Consider the following 19,610-nt stretch of genomic DNA (forward strand, 5'->3'; position numbering starts at 1 on the left):
GAATTAATCCCTTGGAGCTCGTGGAGCCAGCACTTCGCGCTGGCCGTTATTGCCTGCACTGGTTACGACACCACTCACCTGCATTTGTTCGACGATACGGGCGGCGCGGTTATAACCGATACGGAATTTGCGCTGTACACTGGATACTGAGACCCGTTGAGTCTCAGTAACAAAAGCAACAGCCTCGTCGTATAGAGGATCAGATTCAGCATCGTCAGATTCCTGCTGTTCCCCCGGAAGCAGCGCTTCCTCGCCCTGATCGCCCGATAAAATTTCTTCCAGATAGTTAGGTCGACCACGTTTTTTCCAGTCTTTAACCACCGCATGAACTTCATGGTCATCGACAAAAGCACCATGTACACGCACCGGAGAACCGCTACCCGGTGGTAAATAGAGCATATCGCCCTGCCCTAACAATTGGTCGGCACCCGGCTGATCCAGAATGGTTCTCGAATCTATTTTTGATGATACCTGAAACGCAATTCGGGTTGGAATATTCGCTTTAATTAAACCGGTGATAACATCCACCGATGGGCGTTGAGTTGCCAAAATTAAGTGAATACCGGCAGCACGGGCTTTCTGAGCGATACGAGCTATTAGCTCTTCGACTTTTTTACCGACAATCATCATCATGTCGGCAAATTCGTCTATCACCACGACAATGTTTGGTAATTTTTCCAGCAACGGCGGTAACTCATCCATAGAGTCGCCGGGCTTCCAGATAGGGTCTCGCAGTGGTTCACCAGCGTCTTTAGCCGCCTTCACTTTCGCGTTGTAGCCTTTTAAATTACGTACCCCTAAAGATGACATGAGTTTGTAACGACGTTCCATTTCTCCCACACACCAACGCAGTGCATTGGCGGCATCTTTCATGTCAGTAACAACCTCGGTCAACAAGTGCGGAATGCCCTCATAAACCGACAGCTCAAGCATTTTAGGGTCTATCATAATAAGGCGAACGTCTTCCGGCGTGCTCTTGTAAAGCAGGCTCAGAATCATAACGTTAACACCAACAGATTTACCGGAGCCGGTGGTACCCGCCACCAGCAAATGCGGCATTTTTCCTAAGTCGACAACGACTGGAGTGCCCGCAATGTTTTTGCCCAGAATCATCGTTAACGGCGAGCCGCTATGGGTGAACTGGTCGCTATTAATCACTTCGCTTAGCTGCACAATTTCGCGGTGTTTATTAGGCAGTTCCAGACCAACATATGACTTACCCGGAATAACCTCTACCACACGTACAGCAACAGCAGACAAGGTACGGGCAATATCTTTTGCCAAATTCGAAATTCTGGAGACTTTAACGCCCGGTGCTAAGTCGAGCTCAAAACGGGTAATGACCGGACCGGGTTCAACGTGCGCCACCCGAACATCCACCCCAAAATCTTTCAGCACTGTCTCGACCGTGCGTGATACCTGATCCAGTTCTTCCTGAGTTACCGGGTGCTCTTTTTTATTCGGTCTATCCAGAAGCTCTATTGACGGCAACGGCGGAAGTAACTCGCCCTCGCCTGAATCAGCCGCTGATTGCGGTTCGTCTTCCGCAGAGGTGTCTGAAGAAGGCGCCACAGCTGGTTTATTAGGTGTGTCTTTTTTCGCAGCCGCTTGCTTGCTAAATTTAGGCGCATCGCTGTCTACGTCATCATCTTCATCAACAGAGCTCATTGAAGGCAGGCTCAAAACAGGTTCTTGTTTGTCAGTCCCGAATAAGTCGCTACTGAGCGTTGTGGATTTCTTTTCTTCAAGCGTTTGCTCACGCTCGTTGTCATCATAAGCTTCTGAGTCGTCTTCTTTATCTTCCGTTTCTGAGCTTCCGCGACTTTGCCAAAGAATTTTAATTTTTTCGGTTAGCCACAAAGCCCCGTCAATAACCCACTCACCGAGTTTGTCAGCAACCTGCAACCAGCTAATACCGCTGACCAGAGTGATGCCAGTAAAAAAGAAGGTTAACAAGAGTAAGGTTGTACCAACAAAATTCAGATAAGGAAGCAAAGACGCCGCAATAACATCGCCAATAACACCGCCAGCAGAAAAGTAGTAAATATCGTCGAAATTAATAGAGGACAGTGCAGATGCACCAATAAGCGCGAGCATAGCGCCTATCATACGCAAACTGACCGCAAGGTAATCCATTTCTAATAAATGGTAAGTTTTGCGAAATAGTAGGTAGCCAAGGCCAACAAAGCCGAAAGGAATAAGGTAGGCAACGAAGCCAAAAGCAAACAAGAGTACATCTGCCATCCAGGCACCTACGGCACCGCCGGCATTATGTATGCTTCCTTCATAACCGGTCTGTGACCAGCTGGGATCAGCGGGATTAAAGCTCACCAATGACAAAAAAATGAAAATGGCCAGCGCACCACTTATTAGCAACCCTGCTTCTAAAACTCTTTGTACACCTGTCATTATCTTATTGCAGCGCCTTCGTTGGTATTCTTGTTACGATAAAATATCGAGATAAATTTTATCCGCATGATTGTAGCGAATATCAGCCCCAATGTTACCCCTTTACTAATACTTTATTTTCTTGTTTGACCTCTTCCATAACCACATAGGTTCTTGATTCATCAACCCCCGGCATCATTAACAGGGTTTCACCCAATAATTTGCGGTAAGCACGCATATCCGGCACCCGTGCTTTTATCAGGAAGTCGAAGTCACCCGCCACCAAATGGCATTCAAGAATTTCATCCGTTTTACGTGCAGCCTCGCTAAATTCGGCAAAAGCGTCGGCTGAGGTTCGGGTTAAGGTAATTTCAACGAAAACCATCAGGTTTGCACCTAACTTAGCAGGATTAATCCGGGCATGATAACTTTCAATTACTTGTTCCCGCTCAAGCTTACGCACACGCTCCAGGCAAGCAGTCTGGCTAAGCCCTACACGCCTTGCCAGTTCAACATTCGACATGCGTCCATCATCCTGCAAAAGCCGCAGGATCTTCCTGTCGGTTTTATCAATAGTGACTTCTGCTGGTTGTTCGGCGTTAAACATAATAAATCTCTAAATAAGTAATTAAAATTAGTATATCACACCAAAAAATAACTTAAAAAAAGTAAGTCATGCACTGTTATTTGCGTCTATAATTTGCGCCAAACAATTCCCCCTTAAACACGAAATTGTAAGAGGCAGATAATGTTAATTGGTGTACCAAAAGAGATTAAAAACCACGAATACCGTATCGGCTTAACTCCAGCAGCCGTGCGTGAATATGTGGAAAACGGCCATGACGTCATCATTGAAAATAACGGTGGTGCAGCAATAGGCTTCACAAACGAGCAATATATGGAAGCCGGTGCAACTATTATTGATACACCAGAAGAGATTTTTCAGCGCGCCGACATGATTGTTAAAGTAAAAGAGCCTCAGCCAAACGAATGCAAAATGCTTCGCGAAGGCCAAATTCTTTATACTTTCCTTCATTTAGCACCAGACCCAACTCAAACTGAGTTACTGGGTAAAGCGGGTTGTACTGCTATTGCTTACGAAACGGTCACTGATACTCGTAACGGTTTGCCTCTTTTAGCTCCTATGAGTGAAGTTGCCGGGCGTATGTCAATTCAGGCAGGCGCTCACTATTTAGAAAAGGCCCATGGTGGCAGCGGCACCTTATTAGGTGGTGTTCCTGGCGTAGCACCGGGTAAAGTACTTATCATTGGCGGCGGTGTTGTTGGTACTAACGCTGCGAAAATGGCTATTGGCCTGGGTGCTGAAGTCACTATTTTAGATCGTTCTCTGCCTCGCTTACGTGAACTGGACGATATTTTTGCCGGCCGTGTACAAACTGTTTACTCAACCGTTGATGCTATCGATAAATACTCTCGTGAAGCTGACTTAGTGGTGGGTGCGGTTCTTATTCCGGGCGCCGCTGCACCGAAACTGCTGACTCGTGAAAACATCAGCAATATGAAGCCGGGCTCAGTACTAGTAGACGTTGCAATTGATCAGGGCGGCTGCTTTGAAACATCAAAAGCAACCACACATCAGGACCCTGTTTACATTATTGACGACGTTGTTCACTACTGTGTGGCAAACATGCCGGGCGGTGTTGCACGTACCTCTACTATTGCACTGAACAATGCAACCTTGCCTTATGGTATTGCGCTGGCAAACAAAGGCGTGCAAGCCATGCTCGAAAACGAGCACCTGTTACGCGGCCTGAACATGCATAAAGGTAAAATTACCTACAAAGCCATTCACGATGATCTTGGTCAGCAGTTAGGTCTGGATTACCAGGACCCTCGCGAAGCGCTTCAGGCGTAATAGCCGGTTGTTCTGAATAAGCCCGTGAACAAAAGTTTGCGGGCTTTTTTATTGGCAGTTCTTGTTCGCTAAGCTTGTAAACCCTACAATCAACCCCCATAGCTAAAGAACGAACAATCAAAAACGCATTAATGGAGTTTTTCTAATGGCTGAAGCCAAACACTGCAAGTTACTTATTCTGGGATCAGGTCCTGCTGGCTATACAGCTGCAGTCTATGCTGCACGTGCTAATTTAAACCCGGTTATGGTAACGGGTATGCAACAAGGTGGTCAGTTAACCACCACAACCGACGTTGAGAACTGGCCGGGCGACGCCGAAGGGTTAACCGGACCCGACCTTATGGTCCGCATGCAAAAGCACGCTGAGCGCTTTGATACCGAAATTGTGTTCGACCATATTAGCAGCGTCGACTTTTCCAAGCGCCCTTTTCAGTTAAAAGGTGACGTTGGTGAGTACACCGCAGACTCAGTCATTATCAGCACTGGCGCCTCAGCTAAATACTTAGGCTTAGACTCAGAAGAAGCCTTTATGGGTAAAGGCGTTTCAGCTTGCGCAACATGTGACGGCTTTTTCTACAAAAAGCAAAAGGTCTGCGTTGTCGGCGGCGGTAATACTGCGGTTGAAGAAGCGTTGTACCTTTCAAACATTGCCAGCGAAGTGCATGTTATCCACCGTCGTGACACTTTCCGGGCGGAGAAAATTCTGGTCGACCGTCTGCATGAAAAAGAGCAGAACGGTAATGTCACTTTCCATCTGAACAAAACCTTAGATGAAGTGCTGGGTGACGATGCTGGTGTTACTGGCGTGCGTATTAAAGATACGCAAGACGGTAGTACCGAAGAGCTGGAAGTTGCGGGCTGCTTTATTGCCATCGGCCACCAGCCTAATACCGGTATTTTTGACGGTGAACTGGAAATGCAGGACGGTTACATTCAGGTGCAGAGCGGGCTTCAGGGCAATGCGACTGCAACCAGTGTACCGGGCGTTTTTGCAGCCGGTGACGTAATGGATCATATTTACCGTCAGGCAATTACCTCTGCCGGTACTGGCTGTATGGCCGCGTTAGATGCCGAGCGTTACTTAGACGCACTGACTAAGTCTTAATCTTTTAACGTGATTGTTCAGCTTGATCCGGCATCAATCAGTTTTCCACCCGCAGCGACCGCTTTGCATGAGCCCAATGGGCTACTCGCTGTCGGTGGAGATTTATCGCCGGGCCGGCTGATACACGCCTATCAGCAGGGAATATTTCCCTGGTTCTCAGAAAGTGACCCAATTCTGTGGTGGTCCCCTAACCCCAGAGCTGTATTTTTCCCCGACCAAATCCATACCAGCCGCTCTTTAGCTAAAACCAATCGTAAGCCAAACTGGCAAATGAGCATTAATTGTAACTTTGCTGAAGTTGTTCGTGCCTGCGCAGACGAACGCGCCGACAAAGAAGGTACCTGGATAACGGAAGAGATGATTGAAGCTTATTGCAAGCTTCATCAGTTAGGTTACGCCCATTCGGTCGAAATTTGGTTCGACAATGAACTTGCAGGCGGTTTGTATGGCATTTCAGTAGGCCGTGCTTTTTGCGGGGAAAGTATGTTTCACTACAAAACCGACGCGTCAAAAATAGCCTTGTTACGTTTCGCTCAATATTTTAAAAAGCATGGCGGCCAGCTAATTGATTGTCAGGTGGGTAATCCGCATTTATTTTCATTAGGTGCTGTTAACCTGCATCGGGAACGTTTTTTAATGAAGCTCAATATTGCGCAACAAAAAAAGATGCCAGATACTTTTTGGCAAGCTCGTGAGCTTCCTCTACCTGGAGAACTCTAGTGCAATTTGGCGTGACGAAAGAGAGCCAGTGTCACTATTTAACCGACCAGGAAGAGCGACTTGTTGTTGCCCTGCCTAATGATCTTGAAAACCTTAATGCAGACGCGTATCAACAACTCATGCAATACGGCTTCCGGCGCAGCCATAATGACGTTTACCGTCCGCACTGCCGGCTCTGCAGTGCTTGTCAGTCGCTCCGTGTGGTCGTGCCAGAGTTTCGCTTTAGTAAAAACCAAAAACGAATTCTAAAAAAGAATGACGACTTAACGCTGCAGATTAAACAGCAGCCGGAAGCTGAATACAGTCAATTGTTTTCGCAGTTTATTGAACAACGACACGCGGATGGGGAAATGTACCCACCCGACCCGGACAAATTCTGGAAGTGGATAGATTGCGACTGGTTAACTCCCGAATTATTAGAGTGGCGCAATGCCAGCAATGAGTTAATGATAGTTTCGGTAGTTGATCGCACTGTTGACGCAATGTCCGCGGTCTATACCTTTTTTCATCCCGATGAGGAAAAGCGTTCGCCTGGTACCTTCGCTGTATTAGAAATGATTCGATTGGCTCAGGAACGAGAAGTTGCCAGACTCTATTTGGGTTACCAAATTGATGACTGTAAAAAGATGAATTATAAAACTCGATTTGCCCCATATGAACGACTGGTTGGCAATCATTGGAAAAAAGAGCTAAAATCGCACACACTTAAAGCTCAAAACAAAGATTAGAGGATTTTAATGGCGAAAGAAGACAGTATTGAGATGCAGGGAACGGTTCTAGACACCCTTCCTAACACTATGTTCCGAGTAGAATTGGAAAATGGTCACGTAGTTACTGCCCATATCTCAGGAAAAATGCGTAAGCACTATATCCGCATCCTGACCGGCGATACCGTGACTGTGCAGTTAACTCCTTACGACCTGACCAAAGGCCGCATCGTCTTCCGCGCACGTTAATCCGCACTGAGGATTAAAAAAACCGGCTTCATTTAATGAGCCGGTTTTTTCATTTCTGCCGAAGGCTTATTAACCTTCGACGGTCTCGTTCTTGCTGTCGTAATCGAATTGCAGTCCGTCCTTGCCATCAGCAGTCACTTTCACGCTGCCGCCACTGGCCAGTTTCCCGAACAGAATTTCGTTGGCTAAGGTTTTCTTCAGGTGTTCCTGAATAACCCGACTCATTGGACGGGCGCCCATTTCCTTGTCGTAGCCTTTTTCAGCAATCCAGGCATGAGCAGAAGGGTCAACCTCAAGCGACACACCTTTTTTATCTAACTGAGCCTGCAGTTCACAAATGAATTTATCGACAACCTGTTCCAGTACTTCCGGTGTCAGATGGTTAAACCACACAATACCGTCCAGGCGATTACGAAACTCCGGAGTGAAAATATTATTAATTTCCGCCAGCGCATCGAAGCTGTGATCCTGCTGTTTAAAGCCAATAGACTTACGCACAGTTTCACGAACGCCCGCATTGGTTGTCATAACAATAATTACGTTACGGAAGTCAGCTTTACGGCCGTTATTGTCCGTTAAAGTGCCGTTATCCATTACCTGCAACAGAATGTTAAATACATCGCTGTGGGCTTTTTCCAGCTCATCCAGAAGCAACACACAATGCGGTTGCTTGATTACAGCGTCGGTCAATAAACCGCCCTGCTCGTACCCTACATAACCCGGAGGCGCACCAATTAGACGACTGACCGCATGGCGTTCCATGTATTCCGACATATCAAAGCGCACCAGCTCAATGCCCATAGCTTTCGCCAGTTGCTGTGTTACCTCGGTTTTACCAACACCCGTTGGTCCGGCAAAAATAAACGAACCTATTGGCTGGTTATCGTTGGCAAGACCCGAACGCGACAACCGTATAGCACCAGTGAGCTTATCAATAGCTTCATCCTGACCAAACACCACCATTTTCAGGTTACGATCCAGCTGCTTCAGTAAGTCCTGGTCGGACCGGGAAACTGACTGTTCCGGAATACGGGCTATTTTGGCGATAATGGTTTCAATATCCGACACCCCGACCGTTTTACGGCGTTTGGACGGCGGCAATAAACGCTGGGAAGCACCGGCTTCATCCATTACATCAATGGCTTTATCAGGCAAATGACGCTCATTAATGTATTTAGCAGAGAGCTCCGCTGCCGCTTTAATCGCCGGCTGCGTGTAACGAATACCATGATGGCTTTCGTAACGCTCTTTTAAGCCCATTAGAATTTTAGTGGTGTCTTCTACTGAAGGCTCCACCACATCCACTTTCTGGAAGCGGCGAACCAGCGCTCGGTCTTTTTCAAAAACATTTTTGAATTCATTGTACGTAGTGGAGCCAATGCACTTAAGCTGCCCACTTGAAAGCAACGGCTTAATCAAGTTAGATGCATCTAAAACGCCACCGCTGGCAGCTCCGGCACCAATAATGGTATGAATTTCGTCAATGAACAGAATCGCGTGCTCTTTTTCCTGCAGTTCTTTTAAAAGCATTTTAAAGCGCTTTTCAAAGTCGCCACGATATTTAGTGCCCGCCAGCAAATCGCCCATGTCCAGTGAATAAATGGTGGCATCCGCAAGTATCTCCGGCACTTCACCTTTAATAATGCGATAAGCCAGACCTTCTGCAATAGCTGTTTTACCCACACCGGCTTCGCCAACTAACAACGGATTATTCTTACGACGGCGGCAAAGAATTTGCGCACACCGTTCCAGCTCAAAATCGCGGCCAATTAGAGGGTCAATTTTGCCTTCCTTTGCCTGCACATTAAGATTGGCACAAAAGCGCTTCAAGTAGCTCTCTTGCTCTTCACCACCCTTAACGGCCTCTTCTTCCGCCATTTCTTCGTCCATAGGCTCATCGTCATCGATACGAGAAATACCATGAGAAATGAAATTAACGATATCCAGTCGGGTAATATCGTTTTTACTTAGCAGATAGACGGCTTGAGATTCCTGTTCACTGAAAATGGCAACCAATACATTGGCGCCCGTTACCTCAGCGTTACCGGATGACTGAACATGAAATACCGCGCGCTGCAAAACTCGCTGAAAACCAAGCGTAGGTTGAGTGTCCGGACTTTCTTCTTCCGGACCAAACAGCGGCGTACTGCGGTCAATATAACTTAATAGTTCTTCTTTCAATTGTTGAAAGTTTGCCCCACAAGCTCGAAGCGCTTCCGATGCATCTGGGTTATCCAGTAATGCAATTAGCAAGTGTTCAACTGTCATCAATTCATGATTACGTTCGCGCGCTAGCCGAAACGCATCGTTTAGCGTTAATTCAAGGGCTTTATTCAACATAGACCACTCCTTACCAGCCAACCCGGATCATTCTTGCTCCATGGTACACAATAATGGATGCTGATTTTCCCGAGCATACTGATTTACCTGTACTACTTTAGTTTCGGCGATTTCCGCAGAATATACACCGCAAACGGCCTTTCCTTTATAATGCACCTGTAACATGGTGTCCGTGGCGCGCTCCTGATCCATCTTAAAAAATCTCATCAATACTTCAATCACAAAATCCATAGGGGTGTAATCGTCATTATTAATAATGACCTTATACATGGATGGTGGCTTGAGCTCCTGCTTTTCCTCTGTATCGCTAAGGTGCTGGTGATCAAACTGACTCATTTATTAACAACCTGCCATAATAATAGTTTTAAATTTACCAGAAAATATAAAAAAACAACCAAAATATTAACAATCCAGGTTATTTTTTGAACTTTAGGGCTTGACTAATCACTCACGTCACCTAGAGTTAAACATGGTGCTAAATCGGCGATTTTTCAAGCCACCGCACCTAATAATAATAAACTATCTATCTGTTGCAGAAGAAGGATGTAGAAGTATGGCTACCGGAAAAGTCAAATGGTTCAATAATTCGAAGGGCTTCGGCTTTATCGAAAGCGAGGACCGCGAAGGTGATATTTTCGCTCACTATTCAACCATTGAAATGGAAGGCTATCGCACACTTAAAGCGGGGCAACCCGTAGAGTTTGAACTCGAAGAAGGCCCCAAAGGCTTGCATGCCAACAACATTGTTCCCGGCGCTGCCGATAAATAACATCGGCTAAACCAAACAATTTAAGTACTTTCAAAACGCCGGCTTGTCCGGCGTTTTAATTTACTTAATCACTTCAACTAACTATCTATACCAAAATAACGCCGTAATTGATCACGTAAATTTGGCGGAGTTCCATTAATTGTTAATGTATCCGTCGCCGCGTCATAGTGCACTCTCTCTCCCAGGGCTGTGTGATCAAAGCCAACGCTGACTCCTCCACCTTGTCCCTGAAACTTAACCAACTTACGTAATGTCGACTTATCTGCCGGAAAGTCATCGACTAATTCGCGTGAATTCTGTTCAGCAAAATCCTTCGAGAAACTCTCGAAGCTCTTTTCTACCGGGTACTGCTCTGCAAATTGCTCTGATAGATCTTTAATTTTTACCGTGTCGCCCTGCTTCCATTGGTCGTCACAATACTCATAAGCCGCTTTATTCAGGGCTTGGCGTTGTTCCGTTTCCAGTTCGGACTGTTTCGCATATTCTTGAACCGAATCGACTAACTGTTGTGTGTGCGCTTTTGAGTTTAAACGCTCAGTGCACCCCAGAAAATCGAGGAAGAAGTCTGAAACCTTGCGACCGGCGCGTCCTTTAATAAAAGAAATGTACCGCTCACTTTCCGGAGATGTTTTCCACTCGGTTAAATCAATACGAGCCGCCAATTGGACTTTTGTTATATCTAACTGCGACGAGCGGTCAACAGCCAGCTCAGGGTTTATTGTTACCCCTTCTTTAACGGGTAAAAAGCAGACCAATAAATACTCGGTGCTAATGTGTTGGTAGCGTGTGACTAACAAAAAGCCCGCTTCTAACAAGTTATAGTTCTGCAGTTGTTCCAGCAATAGTTTGGCAGACTGTTGGCTGAACTCGACAAAGTCCAGCTGCCCGTCATACCAGGAGGTTAAATGCTCAGGAAAAGGACCGGGCTCGCCCTCTTCTTCATCTTTAAGAAAACTCGCATAACCTTTTGCCGGTTTGCTGGTATACACATCCGTTAATTCGACTAACAAATCGTGCAACTGGTCATCTTCCGTTAACGCCGAAGGAGCCAACCGAAGCCCTACTTGTCCGTCATTTTGATAAAACTGGTGAATAATGCTTTCTTCTATCCGCAATTGCATAACGGGGACTATCCTTGCTGTTTTGCTGTGTTACTATAATGCCATTGTAACACGGGACTGACGAACGATGGGAAAGTACCAACGTAGGGATAAAATTGCCCGATTAATAAGCTGGGGACATTGGTTTACCTTTGCCAATATCGTCCTGTGCCTGTTTATTGGACTTTTGTATATTGAAGCGGCCCCGAAGCCCTCCACGGCTATCGGTAATCTCTACATGCTTGTCAGCTGGATAGGTCACTTTGCCTTCCTGCCGTTCGTATTCTTCATAATTCTGATATTCCCATTCTGCCTGATAGTACCTTATTCCAAAATATTACGTGGCTTTGCCGCCCTGATAGCCTCATTCGGTCTAATAGCGCTTATCGCCGATGCGCTGTTCTTTCGTCAGTACGGGTATCATTTAAATACCTATTCTATGGCGCAAATGACCCGCGATGCAGAAGCGGTTTTCACAGGGGCCAGTTTCGTTATTATTTCCGGTGTTCTGTTAGGTTTCTTATTAACTGTCGGAATACAGCTGCTGTTGGCTAACCTCGCGTGGAAACGTCTGGAAGACTTACAACAGCGGAAAATTGGCGCCCCGGTTACAGCCATTTTCCTTTTATGCTTTTTCGTTAGTCACAGTATTCATGTTTGGGCTGACGCGGTGTTGTACGACCCTATTACCCAACAAGACGATATGTTCCCGTTGTCCTATCCTACAACGGCTAAAACATTAATGGCTAAACACGGAGTCATTGATGTTGAAAGCTACCAGGCCAGACAACAAATGCTGATGGCTACCGATAAAATAAAACTTAAGTATCCCCAGCACCCGCTTTTATGCTCTAAAATAGACTCTCAGCAGTCAACAACTCTGATTCTATTCGAACGTAGCAGTAGCAAAATTCAGAAAGAACTGGAAACTCTGGCAGCCAAACATCAACTAGAGCGACCGGAGCTTAAACTACTGGCTCATCCGAACCGCGACGGCGGATTATTTCAGGTGCTTTATGGCTTGCCCGACTTTTATCAGGAATCCATTGAGCGCCAGCAGTTGAAGCCCGCTTACCTTAAGCCGCTTAACGACTTTAATTTTGATGTGCGCTGGTATCACAGCGAAAACTGGAACGACTCTCTGCGTTTAAGTCAGTTTCATCCCGACTGGCAAAGCCAGGAGCTGGCAGAGTTTAGCGCTCATCCGCAAAACCAAATTAATGTCATTTTAATTGCTGAAGACGATATTTCTACTTTAGATAAAGTGCTTCAGCAAACCGGAGACCAACAACTGCTGCTCACGGCCTTGTCTCCTGCGCAAAGTGAAGAGTTATTGGGTAACAAGCAGTTTGCGCTTGAAAACATGCAGGTTCCCCTTTGGCAGCGAAATTACCAGTTGGCAGACCAACCTATAGCCGGACTTATGGATTTGGTTCCAACCATGCTTGAAGATCGTATCTCCTGCGCTGGTTCTCATAAAAATTACACCAATGGCGAAAGCTTGCAGACATCTAAGCGTCGTTGGCCGCTGGTTGAAACCTACAGTCCTTATATTGTTATTTACGACCAGAAAGAGATTACGATTTTAGATAATAGTGGTCAGTTTAGCGTATACAGCAGCAACGATTTTGAACTGAAAAAACAGGCCGAACCGCCCGTCCCGGTGCTTATCGACGCACTGAAAGATTTAAAACGCTTTAGCGAAACTGAAAACAAGGAGTAATTGTCGAAAATAGCAGCAGTCGAGCATCGGAGGGCGTGTTGAGACTTGCTAATTCGGCTTAATCCAGTAACATAGCAGTCCTCGGTCGGCGTGTGGCGCAGCTTGGTAGCGCACTGTCATGGGGTGTCAGGGGTCGGAGGTTCAAATCCTCTCACGCCGACCAATTATTTCTTTATTTTTCAAAATCTAAGAGAAATACTCGTCCCGACACACCTTATTTCGGAACCTTTATGGAACCTTTGGGGAACCTAATACAGTAGACCTAAATTGCAATTTCTCCAGGTGGCACTCGCGTCCATAATTTATGGTTTTCGGTATAAACCTTTGTTGATTTAGCATCCGAATGCGCCATTCTTGCTTGAGGATCATATCCCCCATCTTTGTATGCCCTTGCTGACAATGCTCTAATTTCATGAAAACTGGGTCGTTCAATTTTTGATAACTCAGAAAATAGCCCTAGCTGGTCTCGCAATTTGCTAAACTCTCTACTAATGTACTTGCTAGCAACTTGCGTTGGATGATCACAGCCTTCCCCAACCCGCTTGGGATATCGCCCACGACGGTGAACAATGTATGGACTCAAAAGCCGATCTCGACTCCTCTCGATAACCCTTTTTAACTCTTTTGTGATCGGGATCTCAACTCTGCTAGCCTCTTTCTCTTCTGTTTTCTGACGATGAATACGCAGATATCCGAATACCATCATGCCTTCTTCAACTACTGGTTTATCCAACCAGACGCAATCTTTGTACTGAATTCGGCTAATTTCCAAAACAGCGTGGGTCGTCTGCATGGATAATTCCATAGCTACTTTCAGATATACCGAAGCTGCCTCGTGTATTAATTTAAATGCCTCAGCTGTTAATCGTTTTCGTCGCTTGCCTTCTTTGCGCTTTTTCTTCTTCTGATCTGCAAAGTTAAGATCCATCGCGGATTCGTCGATTAGATACGTAAACACCTTCTGTAAAAAACTGATTTTCCGGTTATAAACGTTGTTGGATTTACCTGTGCAGTATTTTTCCAAATACTCATTGACATGTCTCAGCGTTATCGCCTTTGTATAAGTTTTTCCAAAAAGCAAAGTTAAGCGTTCACAATCTGCTTCAAATGTTTTTTGAGTGTCAGATGACATTTGCTCTTCTTCACGGACTCGACGAAGAATCTTTGGCAGCCAGTACTCTAATGGCTTATTATATCTATCAGCCCTTTCGATTAGTGAGATAGTTGGGTTCCGGTACTTTGCATTAAACAGTGAGGCAGCTTCTACGGCATCATGACGAGTCGTTTCGACTGGCAGATAGACGTCTTTACCACTCGGGTACCGATAACGCCAACGTTTTACACCACGCTTTTTAATTTGGTTTAAACCTGTCGGAAGTCCAGCGTTCTGAGTCATTCTTCTTCGTGGGGCCATCAGATGGATCCTCCTTCCAGCAGTTTAACTAGTTGCCCAACTTTTGATTCCGGCATGCAAATGTCGACGTGAATCAGAAACCGCCCCGTTGGAGTTCTCTCGATTTCAGTATTCACTGGCATTCGCCCAGTTGCAATCCAGTTGCGTACCGTTCTGCAAGTGATTTTGCCGTTAAAAAACTCGTTTGCATACTCAGAGGGAGTATATACATTCATATCGTCCCCCTTATGCCTCTGTCAGCCACTACTTCCATGTTTACTATCATCGCTATCATCCTTTAACGCCAGCTGCTTACAGTGGATATGGTATAACAATTTTCAGAAAAATTTACCGAACCCCAAAATTTCTTAAAATCTGACGTTAATACCCTGAATAATAATATTTTTATTTAACTCTCCTGTTAATTTGAGTCACTTTATAAGCTTCACAGTATCCCCATGAGTCTGTTTGCCAATTTGTTAAAGGTAAAAGATTTAGCACACTAAAACCTATCTCTGATAGGTCGCTTACGCGGTGTGTTTGCTCCGCAAAAATTTCGTTAAAGGGAGTTTAAAAAATATTATGTGCTACGATATGAAGTATATAATTTCTTATTAAACAAGGGCTTAAAATGAAAATCAAAATTTCCGATTTCGACTTAGTTGAGATGCTTGCTAATTTTGACTGTCAAAAGGTCATTGACATATTAGAGGAAAATTACTTGAGGTGCGCACAAGATCTGAAATTGATGAATTTGCATGGCAGACTTCATCATAATTGCTCATTTGAAGAGCTTCATCTCGAATGGTTGGAAAGATTTATTGAGGATATTCCGTTTAGTTACATCCAGAAAAAAGCTCCCGAATTTCGTAAGTTTTACCAGCAAAACTTGATCGACAGTCAGCTCGAAATACTTGGTTTTAATTTGGAGCACAAATTAATAATTGGCAATGCATTACGGATCCTACGTACTGAAAAATTCGAAGATCTTCCTATTCACGAACTGGAAGATTTAGCTATAAACACAGGGCTTATATCGAGATGTAGGCGTTGCGATTTTGGACATTTCACCACAGATCGGTTTTTTCAAAACCTCAGTTTTGAAGGATGCTCTGCAACCCCGAACGGTATCAACTCCCCCGTTACCGGTGACTGTGTTTATTTTGTAACCAGAGGTATCAACGATGAAAGCGCAACATCGTAAGGCATATGTTTCGGTAAAATCGAGATATTACAAGCGTGACGCGGCTACGGCGGTTCTGGATCACGCTAACGCACGCCGAAACGGGTTTACCAAATCGATTAATGTGCATCCTGAGTATAGCTGTGACAACGTGGGGCTGTACCCGAAAGAATGTAACAGCTCAGCAGAGGCGCTTGAGCGAGCTTGTACACAGTACAAACTCGTTACAGGTAAAAAAGTTCGTAAGGATTTCAACCTCTTATTTGAACACGTAGTGGTACTCACAGAATCACAATATGCGAAACTTGAAAAAACTTGGGGAAAACAAAAAGCCAAGGAGCTGGTACTTAAACAGTTAGCATTATACATGCGTAAAATTAAAGCAGAATTTGGTTTTGAACCGATCGGAGTCGAATTTCATGCTGATGAAGGTCATTTTCAGCCTTCAAAAACGGGTGAGGAACCAATCTTTTGCCGAAATATCCATGCTCATTGCCATTTTTTTAATTATGATTTTACGAAGAAAGTTGCACCGCTTAGACATTTGATGAAAAAGCAAAAAGATGGACGCGGTAGGACTAATCAGCTGAATCCAAATTTTGAGCGTATGCAGGATATTGCTGCTAATTTATTTTCTCCTCTCGGCTTTAATCGTGGCGAATCTAAGAATGTCACAGGAAAAGAACACCTGACGAAAGAGGCGTTCGTATTAAAAAAACTGCATGGTATGGAAGAACAAATTGCTGACTTGACGAATAAAAATCGTGCGCTCGAGGTTAAGCTTCAGGCAAAACACAAGAAATCCGAAATTCTTGACAAAAAAATCTCAGTTCAAGAAAATAAAAGCGCTTGGCTTGAAAAGCATCTCCAAAAACTTCAAACAATGGCGAATGAGCTTGAAACCGCAATAAAAAGGCGCTGCCAGAGTGCTTTAAAGCTAATGAGCCAGCGTCTTAAAAGAAGAGCCTCCCCTTCACAATCTCTGAATCGTCACTAACTCATTAGACACTCAGTAATCTTATTGTGAGGAGCTATCGGCCCTTGCTTGAACATTAGCTCTAGTAAGCAGTATTCAGCTTTACTGAATGCGGCAGGGACAAACCAAATTTTCAATATATCATGAGGAAGGGTCTGTCCGGCTAACTCTCAATGCTATTAACCAAATTATTGGCGATAAAGCTATTGATAATGCTAATGCAATTACGATGGCAGGAAACATTAAGTTTATCATTATAGATATTGGATGAACCCATTGGAATTCCCAAAAAGCATTCCAAAAGCCGTGATTCTTTATAGCCGAAAAAGATAAAAAAACAGCATATACAAGAATAGAGAGGGTGAGCGTCACTCCAAAGCATCCCGAAAATACGGTTTTAAAAGATGGCTTCATTTTAATACCCTGTGTTTTAAATCAAAAAGATTTTACTGGCAAGAATATGATTCTTCGAGAAACTTTTTTATTACAAACGCGTGGTACTCTCCAAGAGAGTCAGGGTTTTTGTTTCCCCAGGCAATGAATTTATCACTTAATAGAAGAGCGTTGTCACTCATGCAAGAAAGTGCTTCATCAAGTACAAAGTCTCTCTTTTTTCGATAAGCTTCAGAGCTAACCTCATTAAACAGTGATGGTTCTTTTTCGCTATTTATCATGTGCCACATAGCTCCGGCAATAAACCCTTCATCGTATGCCTCCGCTCTAGTTGAATATGAAAACGCTAACCTAAGCATATAGCCCCTACAAACATTAATATCTTCTTTACAGCCGTTATGCAGCATTTTGCCTTGATATTCTAATGGTACTTCATCGGCATAGGCAATCGCAGAGACGGACATGAGGATTATTAGACTGGGTAAAATAAAGCGCATAGTTTGATCCTTTATGAGAAGGCCCTTCAAAAGACATTAGGTCAATGTTCTTTGGCGTGCAACAATTTGTATGCCATTATCTATGGCTATGAGGTGTCTAGAAAATCGTGGTGATTCATATTGCTTTGCTTCAACTCCCAGATAAAACACTTAAGTCAGTAATGTCAGTTGTCAAGTAGCTCCCTAGGTCAACTAACTTTCATTTTTGGAGCCAAATAAGAAGCTACTCCCTTTGTGATAAAAGACTAAATTAGCAAGTATCACTCTTACCTTTAAAAGCGTTTAAGCTAGTGCGAGGAAGCCACTTATTTCTTGAAGTGACTAACTTTTACGTGCTAAAGCGCAAATGCAATTGGGCAAAGAATTGTATTTCGGTTTATTGTTTTACCAGCTTAAGGCCTGTCCAGCAAATAAGCCAGTGGAAGCCCTCTTTTGACAACTGACAACACTGACTTTTAATGTGTAATGTCAGTGTTGTCAGTTGTCGGTAACAGCTATTATCCATTCCCTTTATAATCAGGGTGGATTTCATAACGAAGGCAGGTTTTCTTCGACTTTCCCATAGTCCATGTTTTCCGAAGATAGCCATTCTCGACTAAGCTATCGACCGCCGCCCGACAGTCCTCATTGGAAGTTAAGCCTTTCCACCCTTTCCTCTGCAATGTCCGAAGATCAAACGGCGTATCCAGCTCTTTCAGCTGTGGTAACAATAATTGCGCTAAAACCACCTGGGAACTTGATTGCCAATAGGATTGTATACGACGGCTGTGAGACTCTAGCAGAGTCATGAAATTAATTGCTTTATTAAGGCTGTCTTCACCAACGCAATTACTTGAAACGAATGCCTCATGGTGTTCTGTACTATCAGCTTCATCAAAAAGATGAAAAAGATGCGCGAGTCGAGCAAGTAACGATGGATATTTCCCAATTACGCTCGCATGGGCACTTGAAGATTTGAGCGAATTTTCATGGTTTCTACAACACCAATTCTCAAACAAGATTTGGGCTGTATCACTGAATCTTGCAACGACCTTTATATCGTTCTCTACCATCATTGCAAAACAAGCAAAAGCCTTTATAGCTCTCTCTTCGTAATCATGATGTTTCGCTATATCTGTAAGCTCAGTTTTGACGTCTGGATAGACTGCAAGCTGAAGTCGCTCAAAAAATCCGTCGTCTGACTCACCGGAATGCCTTCGTTTCATTAACGGTAGGAGCCTACCTGGCTGAATTCCTCCGAGAATATTGATGCCTAAACGCTCGATAAAAACATCGTCTCGCGAGAGTCGGTCCTGCGAGTAACTACTGGTATTATTGAATGCCTCCAGATAAATAGAACGCTCTTGAGAGTTTTCGATTCTTTCAAGCCTGTTAAGCAGTCCAAATAGCTCATCTCTAACCATCAAAATTCCGTTCGGGTTTTCCTCAACGCGTTTTAGCAGCGCTTCAGGCGTCGCATCGTTAATCACAATATTCCGCATTTTAGGAGTGCTTACTTTTAATTCCTCTATTTGTTGTAATAAGGACTCTGCAAGCTTCAAATCGTTATTTTTAAAAGCTTGATCAGCTGAATCTTCTAGTATTTTGATCTGCTTCGTGAGTAACTTTTTCTTTGCAGCCCCATTTCGCTTACGCAATTCGTTTGCGGGCGTTATGATGCGATCATGTATCTTCGATATCAATGAGGTACCCACGCTCATACAGGGAGTTTTATAGGAGGATGGCGCACCGACAAATAGCCCCCAGATTGCTTGCCGAACCTCCCACTCATCAAACCTTTTGGGTTTTATACTAGCTGAGGCTCCAATAACAGAGGCAGCCGCAGTAATTACTGACACAGCGACATACTCTGGAGGGGCGTTATTGATACGTTTGGCTTCATGGCAAACGTGGCCGTATATAGCTTCTGGCAGCATATCCGGGGAGAGAGCTATCACCGGTTCCAGCTCAGGCTCTAGGGGCCTTGGAACGTCCCATTTGGAATTAGAAACAGGGATAAGAGCCTTCTCATCAAGGGTACTTAAGTCAGACTCTCCCACTTCATGATTCCCTAACCTAACACGTTCACCAAGCTTTGCTTCTTCGTTGCTTTCAATAAAAATCCTTTTCACCCTCAAAGCAAGCGTTTTAATTCCTTTCATAACTACTACTCCTGTAGAAGAATCAAATAGTACAGGAGAAATATTAACCC

At 44.5% G+C, this 19,610-nt stretch carries 17 protein-coding genes and 1 tRNA gene; 10 read left to right on the top strand and 8 right to left on the bottom strand.

The annotated features are described in order from the left end of the window. Positions 1 to 3: 3 nt before the first annotated feature. Positions 4 to 2,409, bottom strand: a complete 2,406-nt coding sequence (locus IL_RS03395) for a DNA translocase FtsK (RefSeq protein ID WP_011233920.1) — start codon at positions 2,407 to 2,409, stop codon at positions 4 to 6. 94 nt (positions 2,410 to 2,503) lie between these two features. Beyond that, complete coding sequence (lrp, locus tag IL_RS03400) at positions 2,504 to 2,998, bottom strand: leucine-responsive transcriptional regulator Lrp (protein ID WP_041291753.1); 495 nt, start codon at positions 2,996 to 2,998, stop codon at positions 2,504 to 2,506. A 138-nt stretch (positions 2,999 to 3,136) separates the two neighbouring features. On the opposite strand from lrp, the gene ald reads away from it, so the two are divergent. From ald to infA, 5 genes are all read left to right on the top strand, one after another. Beyond that, complete coding sequence (ald, locus tag IL_RS03405) at positions 3,137 to 4,264, top strand: alanine dehydrogenase (protein WP_011233922.1); 1,128 nt, start codon at positions 3,137 to 3,139, stop codon at positions 4,262 to 4,264. A 145-nt stretch (positions 4,265 to 4,409) separates the two neighbouring features. After that, entirely contained in the window at positions 4,410 to 5,369 is a 960-nt protein-coding gene (gene trxB, locus IL_RS03410; protein ID WP_011233923.1) for a thioredoxin-disulfide reductase, read from the top strand. Positions 5,370 to 5,378: 9 nt separating this feature from the next. Next, on the top strand, positions 5,379 to 6,089 hold the full coding sequence (gene aat / locus IL_RS03415) for a leucyl/phenylalanyl-tRNA--protein transferase (RefSeq protein WP_011233924.1): 711 nt from the start codon (positions 5,379 to 5,381) through the stop codon (positions 6,087 to 6,089). After that, positions 6,089 to 6,817, top strand: coding sequence for an arginyltransferase (locus tag IL_RS03420; RefSeq protein ID WP_011233925.1), 729 nt, complete (start codon positions 6,089 to 6,091; stop codon positions 6,815 to 6,817). Before aat ends, IL_RS03420 begins: the two co-directional genes overlap by 1 nt. Before the next feature lie 9 nt (positions 6,818 to 6,826). Then, the gene (gene infA, locus IL_RS03425) at positions 6,827 to 7,045 is read left to right on the top strand and encodes a translation initiation factor IF-1 (protein WP_008489926.1); all 219 of its coding nucleotides are present in this window, start codon (positions 6,827 to 6,829) and stop codon (positions 7,043 to 7,045) included. 69 nt (positions 7,046 to 7,114) lie between these two features. Here the strand turns inward: infA and clpA are convergent, their stop codons facing one another. Next, entirely contained in the window at positions 7,115 to 9,385 is a 2,271-nt protein-coding gene (clpA, locus tag IL_RS03430; protein ID WP_011233926.1) for an ATP-dependent Clp protease ATP-binding subunit ClpA, read from the bottom strand. A 27-nt stretch (positions 9,386 to 9,412) separates the two neighbouring features. After that, entirely contained in the window at positions 9,413 to 9,721 is a 309-nt protein-coding gene (clpS, locus tag IL_RS03435) for an ATP-dependent Clp protease adapter ClpS (protein WP_011233927.1), read from the bottom strand. Between the two features lie 217 nt (positions 9,722 to 9,938). Between clpS and cspD the strand changes: the two genes are divergently transcribed. Next, entirely contained in the window at positions 9,939 to 10,154 is a 216-nt protein-coding gene (gene cspD / locus IL_RS03440) for a cold shock domain-containing protein CspD (RefSeq protein ID WP_011233928.1), read from the top strand. A gap of 77 nt (positions 10,155 to 10,231) precedes the next feature. On the opposite strand, the gene yejK is transcribed toward cspD, so the two are convergent. Beyond that, positions 10,232 to 11,275: a nucleoid-associated protein YejK gene (yejK, locus tag IL_RS03445; protein WP_011233929.1), complete on the bottom strand. Its 1,044-nt coding sequence runs from the start codon at positions 11,273 to 11,275 to the stop codon at positions 10,232 to 10,234. 67 nt (positions 11,276 to 11,342) lie between these two features. Here yejK and IL_RS03450 point away from each other — a divergent pair, with 67 nt between their 5' ends. Then, a complete protein-coding gene (locus IL_RS03450) occupies positions 11,343 to 12,977 on the top strand; it encodes a DUF3413 domain-containing protein (protein WP_011233930.1) in 1,635 nt (544 codons plus the stop codon). 86 nt (positions 12,978 to 13,063) lie between these two features. After that, positions 13,064 to 13,140, top strand: a tRNA-Pro gene (locus tag IL_RS03455). Positions 13,141 to 13,239: 99 nt separating this feature from the next. Here the strand turns inward: IL_RS03455 and IL_RS03460 are convergent. Then, positions 13,240 to 14,373 carry a tyrosine-type recombinase/integrase gene (locus tag IL_RS03460; protein WP_231378625.1) on the bottom strand — a complete coding sequence of 378 codons (1,134 nt, stop codon included), beginning with the start codon at positions 14,371 to 14,373 and terminating at the stop codon, positions 13,240 to 13,242. A gap of 628 nt (positions 14,374 to 15,001) precedes the next feature. Between IL_RS03460 and IL_RS03470 the strand changes: the two genes are divergently transcribed. Together IL_RS03470 and IL_RS03475 are read left to right on the top strand one after the other, a co-directional pair. Further along, a complete protein-coding gene (locus IL_RS03470) occupies positions 15,002 to 15,574 on the top strand; it encodes a hypothetical protein (RefSeq protein ID WP_011233932.1) in 573 nt (190 codons plus the stop codon). Continuing rightward, on the top strand, positions 15,555 to 16,550 hold the full coding sequence (locus tag IL_RS03475; protein WP_011233933.1) for a hypothetical protein: 996 nt from the start codon (positions 15,555 to 15,557) through the stop codon (positions 16,548 to 16,550). Before IL_RS03470 ends, IL_RS03475 begins: the two co-directional genes overlap by 20 nt. Before the next feature lie 425 nt (positions 16,551 to 16,975). Here IL_RS03475 and IL_RS03480 read toward each other — a convergent pair whose 3' ends face one another. Together IL_RS03480 and IL_RS03485 are read right to left on the bottom strand one after the other, a co-directional pair. Continuing rightward, positions 16,976 to 17,419, bottom strand: coding sequence for a hypothetical protein (locus tag IL_RS03480; protein ID WP_011233935.1), 444 nt, complete (start codon positions 17,417 to 17,419; stop codon positions 16,976 to 16,978). Positions 17,420 to 17,916: 497 nt separating this feature from the next. Continuing rightward, complete coding sequence (locus IL_RS03485; RefSeq protein ID WP_011233936.1) at positions 17,917 to 19,560, bottom strand: YfjI family protein; 1,644 nt, start codon at positions 19,558 to 19,560, stop codon at positions 17,917 to 17,919. Positions 19,561 to 19,610 lie beyond the last annotated feature (50 nt).

This window comes from Idiomarina loihiensis L2TR, from assembly GCF_000008465.1.
Taxonomy (GTDB): Bacteria; Pseudomonadota; Gammaproteobacteria; order Enterobacterales; family Alteromonadaceae; genus Idiomarina; species Idiomarina loihiensis.